This window comes from Paenibacillus sp. CFBP 13594, assembly GCF_014842675.1.
Classification (GTDB): Bacteria; Bacillota; Bacilli; order Paenibacillales; family Paenibacillaceae; genus Paenibacillus; species Paenibacillus amylolyticus_B.
Window position 1 is genome coordinate 129,898 of the sequence record NZ_JACYVQ010000003.1, and the last position, 17,905, is coordinate 147,802.

A 17,905-nucleotide genomic window follows, 5' to 3' on the forward strand; every position below is an offset into this window, starting at 1 on the left:
CATGCAGGCATCAGTTCATGGAAACGTGGATCTGAATCGCTTGCGTGAAGGGGTTTTTCTTGTATGTAGATGTGGAAGAAAACATCAATGAACCTGCTCTGCCTCAACGGAGAGATCTAAGTGATGACCTATCCTGCTATAAATGTACAACTTAATATTCGTGTCTTGTAATGCAAGCAGATTGATCGTTTTATCACTATTTCTGCTGATAGATGTCTCCATAGGTTCACTTACTTCATCGACATACATCTTCACATATACCGTGTGGTTGCTGTTGTTTCCAATTGATATGTTGGCATGTGTCCCGTTCGAAGCAACCATTGTGAAGCTGCCGTTGTATGCGGAACGACCTTCATGTTGAGTTGGGGCAATGAGCAGAACAGATGTAGATGTTGGGAAGGAGCGCTCCATTTCATGGGCTAATCCCTTTGACTGTCGTTGGTTCGTTGAAGCTAGAGTCGCTGTATTGGCTGAATGGGTGGATATGAGTACAGATAGAGTCAGTGCTACACCGAGCATTGTTTTTAACGTCATTAAATCAACCCCCTGCTGCTGAATGATAAAATACTAAAATTTCCGTTCCTGTTATCTATATTTCTATGGTTCTAAACGTTTTGCACAGCAGTAGGGTTACGGGGAAATGGAAAAATAAGAATAATGATGCAACAAAGGATAAGATTGAAACGTTCCATACATGAGGTGATGGAATGAAAATTATGCTTATCCTATCGTTAGCTTTAATGCTGTTAACTGCTTGTGAAGCAAATGATCCAACAACGGATGCTTCCGGAATTACGCAAGCTTTTCCAGAAATTATTGAGCCCCATAATCCAGAGCAAGCGGAGCAAAGCGGGGATGTGGTTGTGCTTCATGGAGACATACGGAACGAAGATAAGTGGGACACATTTATGAAAAATGTGAAGAAAAAACAGCAGGATCAGGTTCGTGTAACGATGTATACCATTGAAGGTGGGGCTATTATCCAGGAATTGATATACGATGGCTCAGCTATTCAATCGACTTACGATAACTCAAGGGATCTCTATGGCTCCAAACAGGGAATGAAGACTGACACCTGCAAAGGGATCGGGACAATGAAGAGTGAGCAGGGACATATTTTTTACGTGTTAACCGGGTGTGAGAAGGAAGAAAACCCTTTTTGGATGCCTAAGTTGTAAATGAGATGTATCCACATGCAATTTCTTAATAAAAACTGTGAAGCCGAGGCTGGCTGTGCAGGTTTTTGTAGTTATATGAAAGGTGGATAATCGGGATTTTATCTGTACAAAGCAATTGACTGCCCACCGCCCTGAATCTCATAACCCAACTTCACTTCATGATCTGTATAGGTTTCATTAAGCAGGGTGATGGTAAGCCCTTCTACAGTTTTGGTTTGAGTTGGGATGTTTGAATCGGGAAGTGCGGATTCTTCTGTATTAGTAACTGTAAAATAAAGCACAAGTGGAAGTATCAATATGATAAGGCCAATAATGATAGCGATGATAATATTCCTTTTGTTCAATGTGCCTCTTCCTTTCAGAGAAAAAATGTATTGAAGTGCAGTTGATCATTAATAACCAATTATATCATATTCTGGAGGAGGGATTTAATGAAGAGGTTCTGGATGTTATGTATACTAATACTCCTATTAACAGGATGTAATCAGAACAATAGAGAGAAAGCCATTGATTATCTAACGCAAAATCAAAGAAATGATGCATCACTCATTGTATTTACCGACCGACCTTCGGAGCGACCATTTATTGTTGAGTTACAGACGCAATTAAATAAAGTGAATAACGAGAATTTGAGGGCAGAAGGCCCAATAACTAACGTAACCTTTTATAATGTCCGTGATGAAAATAAGTTTAATTATGAGAAGATTTTTGGTCTGAAATCATATCCATACATGATCCTGTTCGAGAAAGGCCAGATCACATTGGAAACGCAGGAACCGGAAGAGATCGTTCAGCATTTTAAGAAGAGGTAAGAGTCTACTGAAAAAGCTTGCCCGAACACGCAAAATATCTGGCCAATGAATTTTCCATCTACTGCAACTTGAACGAGAAAATGAATCCTCCGTTTGATTCCAATCGACTTCGTTGAAATTTGCGTATAATTACTACGGTCAAGTTGGCTGGTGAAGATAGAATACAACCTATTGAGATTCATCCCGATGGATCGTCTGAGTTAAACATAAAATGTGATATGCGAGGTCTTGTCTGGAAAGACAAAAGACAACTATAGAAGGACTCTTGTCTTTTTTATTGGGCTTCCCTCATAGTTATTCGCACACTCTCCGAATGTGTTAAGGACATAGTATAGGGCATATATACTGTGTGCCTTGGCCTAAGGAGATGATCATTTTGAAGTATCTGAACAAAAGGACAGCCACCCTCAACAAATTGAGGCCCAGTCGTTCTACGTCGAAATGCAGAAACAAACACTTGGGAAAACGAAAGAAATGCCATATTATCCGTAGGTCATATCGGAGAAAACGCTGCTCAATGAAGCGTCCATTAAGATCACAGAAGATGGCCCGTGACAAAAAAGTCATTGCATTACCGAGAGGGGGAGGCAGCAATCCTGTATGTTGTGAGCCTTCCCCCCTGCTCGCTCCGTTGAGACAACATGAATTGGAGACTGTGAGTCTCCCTGGAACGCAAGGTGTGGCAGGTGTCCAAGGCCCCGCGGGATCTCAAGGTGGGCTGGGTCAACCGGGAATTCCCGGAGCGCAAGGCCCGGCAGGCTCTCACGGCGAGCCGGGTCAACCGGGAGTTCCGGGAGCGCAAGGCCCTGCAGGCTCTCACGGCGAGTCGGGTCAACCGGGAGTTCCGGGAGCGCAAGGCCCTGCAGGCTCTCACGGCGAGTCGGGTCAACCGGGAGTTCCGGGAGCGCAAGGCCCTGCAGGCCCTCAAGGTGAACCGGGTCAATCGGGAGTTCCGGGAGCGCAAGGCCCGGCAGGGCTTCAAGGCGAGCCGGGTCAACCGGGAGTTCCCGGAGCACAGGGTCCCGCAGGCCCTCACGGCGAGCCGGGTCAACCGGGAGTTCCCGGAGCACAGGGTCCCGCAGGCCCTCAGGGTGAGCCGGGAACTCCCGGAGTGCAAGGACCAACGGGTCCCCCAGGTGAGCAAGGTCCGCCGGGCACCATACCCGGAATTGAAATCATTCCTACGGCAAACCGTTACTTCTATTTTCCGGATACCGATCTGGATTTGTCGGTCTCAGTTATAATTCCTGCCACAGCATTTACTAATGACGATGGTGACAGCATAACCCAATTTGGCGGGATTGGACTTAACAGCTTTAACAATCTTTATATCAACGGAATCGTTCAACCAGGAAATTCATACAGTGTAAGTGCGAATAGGTTGTCTTTTTCGTCCCAAAACGGTGTGATCTTTGCAGGGACACCTATTACTATCGAGATAATTATAATAACAACCAATATCATAAATGGTTAAAATTGGTTTAATTTACCGGTTCCTTTGCCTTCACTACTCCCAAACCTACCACATATACTATGTTAGGTAGGAGGTGAGAAACATGCCACTTGTGACACCCTTTCAGAACAGTTTGAGATTTGCTGCAACCATTGGTGATGGAACCGGGACTGGAGCAACGTTTGCGATTGCTGCGACAGCTTTTACAAATGACGCGGGTGTAGCTGCAACGGCATTTCCAGGCACGTTCAACTATTACAATCTTTATATTAATGGCCTTATGCAAACAGCAGATACATCCTCGGCTACCACGACTACAATTACAATTCCCGGTGGAGATGCATTAAATGCAGGGACTCCAATTGTCGTACAATTTGTAGTGTCTTAATGACGATGTAATCATGCTGTAACGTTATCTTGTGCGACTTCTATCTGAGATAGAAGTCGTTCTTTTTGTACAAGACTCTCGTCGACATAACAGTATTCATTCATGCATTAATGTGCAAAAATGGTTACCCAAGGATGTTGCCCAACTACCGGATAACCTCTGAGGAAATGATCCTTCCGTTTGATTCCAATCCTCACTCTCACTTGTTAAAATTTAGGTACATAAACTATGGTCAGGTTGGCGGTGAAGATAGAATGCAACGTATTCAGGTACATCCCGATGTGTTGGACGAGAAGGCTCGATTGGTCCAGCAGAAGAAACAGGAACTGGAGCGAATGGTCTGGGAACTGGAGAAATCCATCTATATGTTGCAATCCGATTGGTCGGGTGTGACCGGAGAGCGTTTCTTCTGGGATTTTATGCAGGCAAAAGAAGTGTTCCCAACTACACTCGGACTGTTGGACAAGATCCAGAATGAGTTTACGTTTATCGCAAAGAACTTCAGAACAACGGACGGCTCAGGCCAGGTGGCGTTGTACATTCCAGAAGAGCTGAAGCGCAATTTCGCTGTAGGGCTGCTTGATAAATCCATAGGAGAAACAATAACGGGAATGGGCCAGACGGCAGAAGCTTTCTTCCATAACCCGTTCAGTACAATAGGCAGTGTGGCATATGCCATGACCGTCGGCAAAGTTGTAGATGTTGGGCGGGGCATTCAATTTGCATGGGATGCTGCCTGGGGCACGGGAACGGCGAGGTCGGATATAGAGCAATTCGTAGAAGACCAGAAGAAGCAAATTGATGAGAATGGAGCAGGATATTACGGTGGAGCGATGACAGGTCAGGCTCTGGCGTATGTATTGTTTGGGAAAGCTTTTCGTTCGATGGATGACAAGCATACCGATCTGGGTGGGTCGGGGGGAGGTAAGAAGGAGCACGGGGAGAATGGCTCACATAATAAAGAATTTACGTTTATTACAGACCCCGGAGAAATGAAGAAATATATTACGCCTCCTAAAGATGGATTTCAGGCGTATCTTGAAAGAAATTATATTGAAATTAGAACAAAAGGAATTGAAGATGTACCTATTGTTGCTAAAAATACAGGACTGACAGAAGAACAAGTTACTAACATGAAAAGACATCTATTCTTGAGCACTTATAATTTGTCCATAGAAGGTAAACCGTATAAAGAAAACTACTTTCAAGCCGACGGGGATATAGCATATGCTTGGAAGAAAGCTCAAAACGGTGATCTTAATGAAGCTGAGAAGGATTGGTTTAAAACATTAGCGAATCATGAATTAAGAGAAAAAGAGTTAATGAGTGAAGGAATGCCCCTGAGGGATCGGTCGACTTGGAGCGCGGAATTAGAGACATTTAAAATAGATACAGAGAAAAATGCTCATGATAAAGCTGCTGTAACAGCTCCCAATCCCCCGCCTTTTCCAGGTTACGATCCTAGTAAGGATTTTGGTAAGTACTACGATGATAAGATTGATTACTAAATGTTGAGGTGAAACAGAATGTCATTGAAAAATGCAGTATCCAAACTAAATAATATAAATTGGGCCTTAGTAGGTACTGTTATCTCTGAGGAGGATACTAAACTCGGATATGAATTTCTCAGAAGAATGGCTCAATTTTATAAAGCGGAGCAGCTGAAGCCTATGCCACCTGCATTTACAAATGTGGCGAAACTGCTAGGAGATCAAGAAGAGGAATTAGATATTTCAGCTTATTGTAGTTCGGAGGCTGTTGCGTATTTGAATCAAAACTCATATGTGAAAAGAATATTTGAATATTATCTACAGTTGGCGAAGTACGCAGAGAATACTCCGAGCATCAGCCAGTATCTAGACATATATGAACCGTTAATTATACTTTTTGAACGGGGGGGCTCTTTTACCATCAAACCACTCTCTCTAGAAATTACACAAGTCTCACATTTTCCATTAAACAATTGGTATGAAAAATTTGTTGAGAAAGATCCGATTGATATTTAATAATCTGTAGATCATTAGGTTAATATTTCGCAAAATCGTATTCATAGAAAAGCACTTCTACCAAACCAAACGTAGAGGTGCTTTTTCCTATGAAATCAAACAACTAATGAAATCTCCCACAGATTGGTCGATAATATAGAAGAAACATTTATATACATAGAGAACTATCCACAACCATCCTATACCCACACGAGGTACATTCATGAAACAAGGCATATATGAACAGCTTATTAACACGATCACCAGACAGGAGATTTCGGCACTGGACCCGGATGTGTATAACATTGGGACCGAGAAGCTGGATGCAGAGGAAGCGCGCAAGCTGCTGTCCACGTATTTGGCGGCGGTAACCCGGCGAGCGCTCAAGATTGTGCGGGAACAGACGGAAGATAAAACGGCAGTATTGGCGCAGATTCGAACGTGTAATGAGATTATTGCTACCTTGAAAGGTACGCTGGGGGAAGAAGAGTACAATGAATTGCAACTGGATGAGCAGGGGGAAGTGTTGACCCATGTGTATTCCAAGCTGAACAGCATTCGTGCGGTCCGGGATACCAAGATCGTTCGTCCAGATACACCGATCTCCCAAAGCTCTTTGTTCACAGGTGCAAAGTCCGAACCGAGTATGTTATTAGAGTTGCAAAAGGAGATCGTGACAGCCGATCGGATCGATTGGCTGGTATCGTTTATCAAATTCAGCGGGCTCCGCCTTCTGCTGGAACAGCTTCAACAGTTCACGGCTAGTGGCGGGAAGCTGCGGATTATCACGACCACCTATATGGAGGCGACCGACCTGAAGGCCATCACTGAACTTAGCAAATTACCTAACACGGAGATTCAGATTTCGTATGATACCAAAGTGACTCGGCTGCACGCCAAAACGTACATTTTCCACCGTGATACTGGCTTCACTACTGCCTATGTCGGCTCCTCTAACCTATCCAACCCAGCGCTGACCAGTGGTATGGAGTGGAACCTCAAGGTGACGGAGAAGGATTCACTCGACGTGCTGCGCAAGATTGAAGCGACCTTCGAGAGTTACTGGAATGACCGTGAATTCACGCGATATGTAGCTGAGGATGAAGGGCATGAGGCACAGTTGAAGGCGGCTCTGAATCGTAAAAAAGATCAGTCCAACCACTTTCACCTCGACATCCAGCCTTACGATTATCAAAAAGAAGTGCTGGAACAGCTGGACGCCGAGCGTACGCTGTATGGACGAACCCGCAACCTGATCGTCGCCGCCACAGGCGTTGGCAAAACAGTCATCTCTGCCTTCGACTACAAGCGATTCCGGGCAAGCCATGCGGGAGCTAAGCTTCTTTTTGTCGCCCATCGGGAAGAAATCTTGAAGCAAAGTCGGGACACGTTCCGGTATATCCTGAAGGATATGAACTTTGGTGAGCTGCATGTCGGGAATTACCGAGCAGAGGCGCTGGATCACTTGTTTGTTAGTATTCAGAGTCTTAACTCCATGAAGCTGACGGAGATCACCAGCCCAGACTATTACGATTACATCATTGTGGATGAATTCCATCATGCGGCTGCTCCTTCATACCAGAAGCTGTTGTCCCATTACGAATCGAAGATTTTGCTGGGACTTACTGCGACACCGGAACGGATGGATGGCAAAGACATTACCGCCTACTTCGATCATACGATTGCCGCCGAGATCCGCCTAACCGATGCGATTGATCGGAAGCTACTGAGTCCTTTTCAATATTTTGGCGTCACCGATACCGTCGATCTGTCCCAGGTGAAGTGGTCGCGTAAAGGCTACGACCTGAACGAACTGGAAAAGCTCTACACTCATAACAAAATCCGTGCCAACCAGATCATCCAAAGTCTGAACAAATACGTAACCGATCTGGACGATGTGAAGGGGCTTGGTTTCTGCGTAGGGGTGGATCATGCGATGTATATGGCAAAAATATTTAACGAAGCCGGCATTCCATCCATAGCCCTGCATGGTGGGTCGAGCGAACAGGAACGTCATTCTGCGAAAGGACAACTGGTAAACGGGGAACTGCGCATGATCTTTGTCGTTGATCTGTACAATGAAGGTGTGGATATACCCGAAGTGAACACCATCCTGTTCCTGCGTCCTACCGAGAGTCTGACCGTATTCCTGCAACAGTTGGGACGTGGACTACGGATGGCGGAGGGCAAAGAGTGCCTGACCGTGCTCGACTTCATCGGACAAGCGCATCAGGAGTACAGGTTCCAGGATAAATTCCGCGCCCTGATCGGCGCCACCAAACATTCCATCTCGTACTACGTCGAGAACGGCTTTTCGAACCTGCCACGCGGCACGTTCATTCAATTGGAGAAGCAGGCGAAGGATTACGTTATGCGTAACCTCAAGCAGATGAGTCGTAATCGCAGAGCGTTGATCCAGAAGCTGCAAACGTTCCAGCAAGACACCGGACTGCCGCTGACCTTGGCTCATTTTGTAGAGCATCACGGGATGACACTAGTTGAATTGTATGGTGGACGTACGGGGAGAAGGTATTTCCGCGGCATGTTAGCCGAAGCTGGACTGACAGAGCCTATCGAGAGGGAGCAAGAGGAATATATCCGCAGACTTCCATCTGTGCTGACCATCAACTCCCGAAGCTGGCTAACGTTCCTGATTAACTACATTGAAAAAGGCGAAGAACCGACCAACACTGATGAACAGCGCATGTTGATTATGTTCTATTACACTTTCCACCGGGCCGCACCTGAGAAACTAGGGTTGAGCAGCATCGAAGAGGGTGTGCAGCGTGTGCTGTCTTGTGAAGCATTCCGAGCAGAGCTTGTGGATATTTTTAAATATAATCTGGCTCATCTGCGATTTGTGGATAAAAGCAATTCGTTCCCGTACACTTGTCCACTGGATATCCACTGTATGTACTCCATCGACCAAGTGCTTGCCGCCTTCGGTTATTGGAACGCTGAACAATCACCTGCCTTCCGTGAAGGTGTAAAATATTTTGCAGACGAACAGACTGATATCTTCTTCATTACATTGAACAAATCGGATAAAGATTTCTCACCATCCACGCTGTACGAGGACTATGCGATTAATGAGCGCTTGTTTCACTGGCAGACTCAGAGCAGGGTGTCGGAGCATACGGCTACTGCACAGCGCTATATCCATCACGGGGAGACGGGCAACCGGATTGTGCTGTTCGTGCGGGAATATAAGGAGGAGCATAACTACACGTTTCCATTTGTGTTTCTGGGTGAAGCCGATTATGTGAGTCATGAGGGGAACAAACCAATGAGCTTTGTATGGCGACTGCGGGAAGAGATGCCTGCGAAGATGGTAGCGGTGGCGAATAAGTGTATTGTTTGAATTAGCATTATAAAGAAATCAGACATCTTAAGCGGGATTTTTGTTCTAATCATATTCGAACATGCACAGGTCGCTTGGAAATAATACCTATAAATCTTAATTTTGTACCTTAAGAACCATAAGTGTGGTATATTTATCCTATAAAAAGTCATTTATTGTAGATTAGTGCTTCGCATTATTGTATGTATTGAATTAGTTCCTTTTTGACTTTATGTATGCGGGACCAAAGCATGGTCTATTACACAGTAATCAGCGTATGATGACAGACATGGTTCCTATAGGAGAACTATGTCTTTTTTTGTGGAGATTTATAAAAATGTGTTTTGGAGGATGGGGCATGTCTACAAATATTCATTTCATTGATGTTCTTAAGCGCTGTAAGCAGTCTTCGAAGGAAGCTGTAGAGAATCTTGAGGGATTCAGTGAATTTAAAAAATATATGCATGTTCAAAGACCAGTAGAAAAGGAACTTGAAAACTATATTTTAGAAGCCAATCAAACAAATGAAGCACAGTTAATATTGGTGTGTGGCGGAGTGGGCGATGGTAAATCACATATCTTATCTTATTTAAAAGATAAGTATGATTTTTTAGCTGATCCAGAAAGATTTTATCTACATAATGATGCAACAGAGAGTTTCTCACCTCGGAAAACTTCAATTGAAACGTTGGCCAAGGTACTAAAGCCGTTTTCAGATCAAGAGATTGGAACGGGTCCGAATAAAACCATTGTTTTAGCCATTAATCTGGGCGCTCTGAATAACTTTATTGATGCAGAGGAAGGAAAGGAGTTCACTCGGCTTAGAGAATTTGTACATGCAAAGAGAATTATGGAGTCTGTGATTACAGAGGAAGTGTCTCAGGATGATCACATTTTCAAATATGTGAATTTCAGTGATTATCACATGTATGAGCTAACTGAACATGGTCCTCGTTCTAGTTACATTAGAGGGATTTTACAAAGAATTACTCAGGATACAGAACAGAATCCGTTCTATAAAGCTTATCTAAGAGAGAAGGCTGAACATCCCGAGGTTGTTTTTAAAAATCCTATTATTCAAAATTATGAGTTATTACAATATGAGGATATCCAAGACAAAATTATTGATTTATTGATTCAAGCGATGGTAAAAGAAAAGCTTATTATTTCGACTCGGGCTCTGCTGGACTTTATATACAATATAATTGTTCCCTCCTCAATGGATAATATAGATCATGAGAAGTTAATGGAATTAATCAAACATCAGGATTTTCAATCTTATACGTCATGTTTACTTCCTTTTCAGCTATTTGATCGTGAAGATGCATCTGCTATACATCAAGCCATAAATCATATCAATCCAACACAATATCGTACTGAGTTACTTGATCAGCATTTGATAGATTTTAAATCTAGAAAAGACGGTGCATATTTGTTTAGCCTATATATTGACGTTAATAGGGCACCGTATTTTGCAAAATCTCTTGTTCCACACTCCCCGTGGAAAGAAGAAGACAAAAAGAGTATTCCTTTCAGAAATGAGTTAGTTAAGTTATTTGTATACTTATACTATTTAGTTCCGAAAGAAAAACACGACTCATTTAAGGATCAGGTCTATGATCAATACATGAATTACTTATTTCATTGGAATAGAAGATCTTGGAATATGCTATCCAAACTCTATAGAGAAGACGTTCGTGATGCAATATATAAATGGAATGGTGAGGGACATGGCGGACTTATATATGTTCAGATTGGACAACCACAGACGCATTATTACGCTTTACAGAAGCTCGAAATCGAACCAGCGCTTGAACGAGTCGAATCTAGAGCAGAAGAGATATTAATGAAATTTCTGCCAATGTTAACGATTGCTTTCAGACCCAAAGGCGGAACCCCGGTCGAAATCGATATTGATTTCTCACTATATTCCTTGTTGATTCGAATCAAGAACGGTTATCGACCGAATAAGAAAGACAAGTTCCAATATATCAAGTTTGTTGAATTCATAGATCAGTTGAGTAGTAAAGGAAACGACAAAAATGAGCTTATTTTTGAAAGCAAAAAGTTCGGTAGGTCCCAGCGTTATAGACTGACTTACGATGATTTATTCGATCAATATTCATATACGGAGATGTGAAAATATGGAGTATAAGTTGGATTTAGAAACCATTAAAGACAAGTTCAAATTTGATTCTTCCATTAGGCATAATCCTAAAATTCCTGTTGAACTCTTACCTTACAACACTAAATTTAAAGACATGCAATTCAACCTTAAGGAAGTTGTAGGCGAGTTTTTGCGTCTGGTTGGACAAAAGAAAATGTCCTCGGAAGCGAACCCCGAACAACTAGTCGAAGCTGTACTAAAATCCATTGAGTTCAAAGATATAAATCAAAAAAATGAATTCAAGCAGATGGTTAAAACTTTATTCATTGACGAAAACAATCAACTATTTTTATTCCATCCTCAAACGCTCTATTATATCAATACAGTTGAGAATGAGAACAGAAAGTTGGCTGAGTTTCTTTATGCGGTTTTATGGAATGAAAAAGCAGCATGGGAAATCAGTACAGAAGAACATCAGACGGATGATTTGATGAGTTCGTTAATATTCAAAGCTTTACCAGAGTTGAAAAGTGAGGAGGCACAATCCCGAAAGTTTGCTGTGTTATTACCAGAAATCTCTGAACTATTTGCTGTAGATTTTGAATGGCTTTCTACGAAACAGGATTTATTCACACAACAATTTGAGAAACTTCTATCTTACTATTATTTTTTCTATATTACTCAAATGACACGTAGAAATGAAACTCTGTTTGCCAAATACGAGAAGAGCATAGTGCCCATTTATTTTACATTTGAAGAAGAAGAAAGACTATCGAAAACCAGAGTTAGTTACGAATACGGATGGAAAAACATTGAGCGATCGATCAATCGCATGTTTACTCATGTGAATTTTCTGAAAATGCTGAATGTTTCAGTTGAAGGAGTAGGGAAGTTACTTTCCTATCAAGAGATCTCCGAAATACTTCGTGCAGGTAAATATGAAGAAATCCTTGCGATCGACGAAGCTGTAGATAAGGTGATTGAACAGTATCGTGAGGGTCTGTCTGATGTGAAGTGGAGTCAAATGAGCTTTAATCCTGAAACTTATGACCTACCTGTATTAAATAAGCTATCAACATTATTTCAAATGATTGATTACCAGTTTAATAATTCATTTCGTTCCAAACCGTATAACGAATATAAGATGTGGTTTACTCATTTTTGTCAGAGAACATTCCTCAAATCTAGGGGCAGATCTGGAAAGATGTTAATTCTGGATACAGATTATTTATTATTCCTTACTAAAGTTATCATTAAAGATGAGCCTAAAATCAGATTGAAGAAACTATTTGAACAATTCGAAGTAAGAGGAATTATTTATGATAGAGATACTCAAGGTTCAATCATTGAGTATTTTGAAAAGTTGAATTTGCTAGAGAAAAAAAGTGATAGTGGGGATGCTATTTATGTCAAAGCATTTTTATAGTTATCTTGCTCATCTCGTAGATCGTTTTTTGAGCGAGGTCAATATTCATGCAGGAGAAAAATATCATATTCAATTTGAACGTGAAGAACAAGTCGTAAATCTAGTAAATCAAATTAAGGACATTAATCGAGTTAGTCCGTTCTCAATGCCAACTGAGGATGGATTCTATCAATCGCACATTTTAAATTATGATCAAGCCAAGGTATTAATCGCATCAAATATTGAGGAGATCACGCCAGACTTTCTTACAACATTACGGAATAAAGTTGGCATATATGAAGATCCTTTTGAAAATTTGGCTATGCTTTTAATCCACAATTCAAACTTAGATAGTTTGGTTCAGGGAATGACTTCATTTGCAAAAGAAGGTATGCCTTTTCATATTGATTCAATTGAAAAAGATTTGCAAGAAATGATGAAGCAATCGAATCTATCCTCAGAAGAGAAGCAAATCCTTAACTTCTCGATTGAGTCCATGAAAGCACAACAGGGACTTCATGAGAGAGTAAACTTATTTGACTACGAGAATATACTTACTGTGCTGAATAATGAAAAACTGGAGAAACATGAATATAGAAACTTTGGAATTTTTTATGATGCGGAACTTTTCAATACTCCTAGAACTCCTAAGGAAATTAAAGAAAGACTAAAGGAAAACCATTCGTTATATAATGACGTTGAAATAGCCCATCAATATGGTTCTGCTGAGGTTAGCCTGGAGCGGCATTTTGATGATCAGGGGATCAAGGTTTTATCCGAGTCTGAAACGTGGCAGGATGTTGATTTTGGTTCAGTACGAAGATCGAACCAGAAAAAATTAGAAGGAAAAGGTTTGGAGTATGTAGAGACTGGTAAGAAGTTCACTTTGGAAGGGTTAGAGTATTGGGAGAGAGCCGATGGCGAGACAAAGAGTAAGCAACGTAAACGAAACATTATCGTATTTAATCCTGATCAAAAAGAGAATATCGCTTTAGAGTTTACATTTAATGATTTTATCAAAAATCAGTATATCAATGAAACTAAAATTAAACAGCCAATACAGGTGGAACAAGCAGGTAAGAAGATCCGTGTACACTTAAAACATGAAGTTGGACAGACTACATTCTATGGTGTGAAATACAAGACAGAAGTGTCTCCAGCCTATGAATTTAGAATTACAGTGGTTGAGACACAGTCCAAGCTTCTTCAGACGATACAAACTTCTTATGCCATTACGTTATCAAAATCCAAGGGTTCGTATCTTTTAATTAATTCTGATGCGGAGCATTGGTTTTTCAATAAAGATGCTTCAGAAATCACCAAAGTTAATTTAACAGAATCGCACAGCACATTTGACATTACTGAGGACCAGGAATTAGTTGTTTCCCGTAATGATGAAAATAATAGTGATGAAGAAATGATTTATTTTAACATTCAGCTTCCTCATACAAGTATTCCATTTGCTGTGCAGGATTTAGTTGAACGACCTGTTCCTATTGGTGGTTTTAGTGTGTGGAAGCTGAAACGTGAAAAGCAAGAGCACTTTACCTATCGCGTAGAGAATGAAAAGATGAAGATTGTGCAAGGAACAAGGGAAACTTTTGCTCAAGGAGAATTCAAACGTAATTTAGAGAGGGAACGCAAACTCTTAGAAACCAATCATTTGTATTTTCTCGAAGATAACTTAGGAGAGATTGTTCCGCAAGCTATTTCAGTTTCTGAACCGTTAAAAGAGGCATATTGCGATTTATTACGTTACTTTAGAACTAACGATTTGCTCCCAAGTTTAGCCTATTTCGATGAAGACTATACTGTGCTAGCCCGTAACTATATAGATGTGTATTTACAGGAGCTTGAACAATTACAAAACGGTCAGTCATTAAACCAGACCCAAAGAGATCTTGTTTTAATTGGAACGATTCAGAAAAATCATATAAACCCAGAATGGCTATTCACACCATTACATCCTCTACATTTGGCTTACCAAATGCAATTAAATCAATTGGTTGGTGATGAGTCAATAAATGATGAATTGTTGCATTCCATGAGACCTACGAATTTATTGCCTTATGTTAATTTCAATTCCAAACTATACAAGGCAATTGAAATGATTGATTCATATGAGTGGGCTTCTTACATGGATCAAAGTTTACCAAGATTCGAGTCATCCAAAACATTTGTAAGTAAATTAGTCCAAGAAAAAATCGAAGAGTTTACTGGCCATTTTGGATATCTTTTTGAATTAGATCGTCGTGCTCCCCTCAAAATTAATACAATTAATATGGGAGACTGTCAGGAAATCCTTCAAGGTCTTTTTGAATACTACAAGAAGCAACTTAAAGATAACTTGGAAAAAGGGAATCTACTCCCTATTGAAATTCACATCTATGCTGAAAAAGGAATCAACAATGTCTTTGAGGAGATGTCACAATATGCAGATGCAGAAGAGATTGCTAAACAGTTCAATCTCAAATTGGAATTGGATGGATATCACGCAGAAGAATTGTTAAATGTTTTCCGAGACAAAGTGAAGTTTTATTCTAAAAATGTGGATACTGATCGTTACGAGTACAGTCATGTTACTTTCTATCAGATGAATAAAATCGAGCAGATTGCTACAAGCAATGCTTCGGAGATGATTACGGGAGTTTCATTATTCGGACTTGTTTCAGGTATTCCTTCTGTATTCATCAACGAAGATTACAAAACGGGATTCGGAACGAGATACTATCCGATACAAGAAGCTCAACTATTGAAAATGGTACCGAAATTAAATTCTTTACTGAGAGTTGCCCGAACTCTTGATAATTACCAAGAGGATATTAATATTGTTACTGCGATCTCTGCTGATCATAAACAGCAACTAGATCAAGTCTACGATTCAGCCCATTGGGTTACTTTTATTGAACCAAAAGTAGACCTGAGTTTTTTCAAGAATAGTGATGCCCAAAAAGAGTTGCTTGTTATTCATTACAGTGATCAATATACATCCTCTAGTGGTTTTGATGCTATCACTGTTACCAGAAGATCTAAACAATATCAGCGTTTAATTAAAGAATTCCTTGGACATCAGAGGCTCTATGTAGACGATCATGTCTTGCCTCCAATTATCAATTTCTTTAATGCTATTAATGGCAATTGGCTGCTTCGTCTTTTGGCTCAGAAGAACTATTTTCCAAAGGAAAAAATCAGTATTCTTTCTGCGGTAAAACTATCCCTTGCTGCATATGCACACAGCGATATTATATGGATTCCAATATCAATGGAAGAAATTCTTAGAATTTCAGGTGGAACTGGCCTAAGACAATCCGAAGGTTTATTTTCTGCTAAAAGATTGGGTAGATTCGGTTCTTATAGTGATGATCTGTTATTGATTGGTGTCGAACCTTTTGACCAAGAGATGTTTATTCACTTTTACCCCATTGAGGTCAAAATAGGATATAACGGGGCTAACGTGCAAGATAAAGCGATAAAACAAGTAAAAGAAACCAAGCAACTATTAATGGAGTTCTTAACAGGGGATGAGAAGAATTTTCAAGCAGTACTATATCGTAATTTCTTTATTCAACTAGCGATTGCAAGTGCGGAGAAAATGAAGCTCTACTCAGTGTGGCCTGAACAATCATGGAGTCAAATTACGGACCATGATGTTCGCGAACGTCTTCTTAATGATAAGTATACGATTGTAGATACGTTAGATCAGTATATTGGTCAAGGTGCGGTAATCTCATTTAAAAAGGATGTCGTATTTACCGATATCAAAATGAACGATAATGTGATGGTTTATGACTATCCTGAACAGAGTGGATATGAATTCATACTCAAAAGTGTTGAAGAGATGAAGGAATATATACAGAGTAATCAAGGGGATTTGTCCCCTGAGCAATTGCTGAGTAATTTATATAATTCTTCTAAAAAGTCGAGAATGACGCAGGTTACTGACCAGGTGTTACTTGCTGCTGAAACTCGTGAGCATTATGAAACAGGACTTGGTGAAATAGCAGCTACCACGCACTTAGCTGATGATCAAAGAGTTGAGTTAGAACCTGCTGGAGATCATCATAGTTCTGTTAATCATCAAGAACCGATGAAGTCGCTTGAAGTTTTGTTTGGACATAATGCAACTTCGAATGAAGAGGTCAAATGGTTCCCTACTTCAACGAATAAGATTATGCACACCAATACAGGAATCATTGGAACGATGGGAACGGGGAAAACACAATTCACAAAATCATTGATTACGCAGTTGAGTCGTAACAGCTACGATAATGTTAATCAAACACCAATAGGCATATTGATCTTCGATTATAAAGGTGATTATATCAAGCCTGATTTTACTGAAAAGACAAATGCGAAGGTGTATAATTTACATCATTTGCCGTTTAATCCATTGTCTTTGTATATGGCGGACTCATTTAAAGCATTTTTGCCTCTTCATACAAGCAACTCTCTTACAGATACAATTGTGCGATCTTTCAACCTTGGACAAGTTCAAGCCATTACTTTAAAGGATATTATGATGGAAGCTTATGCTAAAAAGGGCATTGTTAAAGGTGATTCTTCGACCTGGAATTTGCCCGCACCTACGATGAGTGATGTATATGAACTATATGTTGGAAAAGAAAATACCAAAGTTGATTCTCTGTATGCAGCACTTAAAGAGTTATATGAAACTGAAGTGTTTGAAACAGACTCGTCTCAAACGATCTCTCTTTTCGAGATGATTGATGGAATAACCGTAATTAACTTATCTGGCTACAGTGAGAGCATTCAGAACTTGGTAGTTTCCATTACGTTGGATGTCTTCTACAGTCAGATGCAAATGTTTGGACATAGCGCAATTAATGGAGCCTATCGTGAAATTACACGAATGATTCTAGTCGATGAGGCAGATAATTTCCTCAGCAAGGACTTTACTTCCATTAAGAAGATCTTGAGAGAAGGACGCGAATTTGGGGTAGGAACGATCTTATCTACACAATTCCTAAGCCACTTCTCAACGTCCGATAACGATTATGCCAATTATATTCTGACCTGGATTGTGCATAACGTATCTGAAATGTCTGCGAAGGAAATTCGAATGGTATTTAGCACGCAGAGTAAGTCTGAAGAAGATAACATTATGAATCGGATCAAGTCGCTACAGAAGCACTTTAGTATTGTGAAGGCAGGCTCAGGACAGCCAATTTGGATGCGGGATAAAGCGTTTTGGGAGTTGTAATTATATGTATTCGGGG

Annotated in this window: 12 protein-coding genes; 10 read left to right on the forward strand and 2 right to left on the reverse strand. The window is 40.7% G+C overall.

Annotated elements, in window-relative coordinates; all coding sequences use genetic code 11:
• Positions 1–84: 84 nt before the first annotated feature.
• Positions 85–534, reverse strand: coding sequence for a hypothetical protein (locus IFU39_RS11445; RefSeq protein ID WP_192132682.1), 450 nt, complete (start codon positions 532–534; stop codon positions 85–87).
• A gap of 173 nt (positions 535–707) precedes the next feature.
• Between IFU39_RS11445 and IFU39_RS11450 the strand changes: the two genes are divergently transcribed.
• The gene (locus IFU39_RS11450; RefSeq protein ID WP_192132685.1) at positions 708–1,178 is read left to right on the forward strand and encodes a DUF4362 domain-containing protein; all 471 of its coding nucleotides are present in this window, start codon (positions 708–710) and stop codon (positions 1,176–1,178) included.
• 98 nt (positions 1,179–1,276) lie between these two features.
• Here the strand turns inward: IFU39_RS11450 and IFU39_RS11455 are convergent, their stop codons facing one another.
• Entirely contained in the window at positions 1,277–1,522 is a 246-nt protein-coding gene (locus IFU39_RS11455) for a hypothetical protein (RefSeq protein WP_192132686.1), read from the reverse strand.
• Between the two features lie 87 nt (positions 1,523–1,609).
• Here IFU39_RS11455 and IFU39_RS11460 point away from each other — a divergent pair, with 87 nt between their 5' ends.
• From IFU39_RS11460 to dptH, 9 genes are all read left to right on the forward strand, one after another.
• Positions 1,610–1,990: a hypothetical protein gene (locus IFU39_RS11460; RefSeq protein ID WP_192132688.1), complete on the forward strand. Its 381-nt coding sequence runs from the start codon at positions 1,610–1,612 to the stop codon at positions 1,988–1,990.
• A gap of 517 nt (positions 1,991–2,507) precedes the next feature.
• Positions 2,508–3,464, forward strand: a complete 957-nt coding sequence (locus tag IFU39_RS11465; protein WP_192132691.1) for a DUF4183 domain-containing protein — start codon at positions 2,508–2,510, stop codon at positions 3,462–3,464.
• 82 nt (positions 3,465–3,546) lie between these two features.
• Positions 3,547–3,831 carry a DUF4183 domain-containing protein gene (locus tag IFU39_RS11470; protein ID WP_091015856.1) on the forward strand — a complete coding sequence of 95 codons (285 nt, stop codon included), beginning with the start codon at positions 3,547–3,549 and terminating at the stop codon, positions 3,829–3,831.
• A 254-nt stretch (positions 3,832–4,085) separates the two neighbouring features.
• Positions 4,086–5,339 carry a WXG100 family type VII secretion target gene (locus tag IFU39_RS11475; RefSeq protein ID WP_192132693.1) on the forward strand — a complete coding sequence of 418 codons (1,254 nt, stop codon included), beginning with the start codon at positions 4,086–4,088 and terminating at the stop codon, positions 5,337–5,339.
• An 18-nt stretch (positions 5,340–5,357) separates the two neighbouring features.
• Positions 5,358–5,837, forward strand: coding sequence for a hypothetical protein (locus IFU39_RS11480; RefSeq protein WP_149846301.1), 480 nt, complete (start codon positions 5,358–5,360; stop codon positions 5,835–5,837).
• Positions 5,838–6,039: 202 nt separating this feature from the next.
• Positions 6,040–9,177 (forward strand): DEAD/DEAH box helicase, encoded by a 3,138-nt coding sequence (locus tag IFU39_RS11485; protein WP_192132695.1) that lies wholly within the window; start codon positions 6,040–6,042, stop codon positions 9,175–9,177.
• A gap of 337 nt (positions 9,178–9,514) precedes the next feature.
• Positions 9,515–11,296, forward strand: coding sequence for a DNA phosphorothioation-dependent restriction protein DptF (dptF, locus tag IFU39_RS11490; RefSeq protein WP_192132697.1), 1,782 nt, complete (start codon positions 9,515–9,517; stop codon positions 11,294–11,296).
• 4 nt (positions 11,297–11,300) lie between these two features.
• Positions 11,301–12,689, forward strand: coding sequence for a DNA phosphorothioation-dependent restriction protein DptG (dptG, locus tag IFU39_RS11495; RefSeq protein ID WP_192132699.1), 1,389 nt, complete (start codon positions 11,301–11,303; stop codon positions 12,687–12,689).
• On the forward strand, positions 12,670–17,889 hold the full coding sequence (gene dptH, locus IFU39_RS11500; RefSeq protein ID WP_192132701.1) for a DNA phosphorothioation-dependent restriction protein DptH: 5,220 nt from the start codon (positions 12,670–12,672) through the stop codon (positions 17,887–17,889). Before dptG ends, dptH begins: the two co-directional genes overlap by 20 nt.
• Positions 17,890–17,905: the final 16 nt, after the last annotated feature.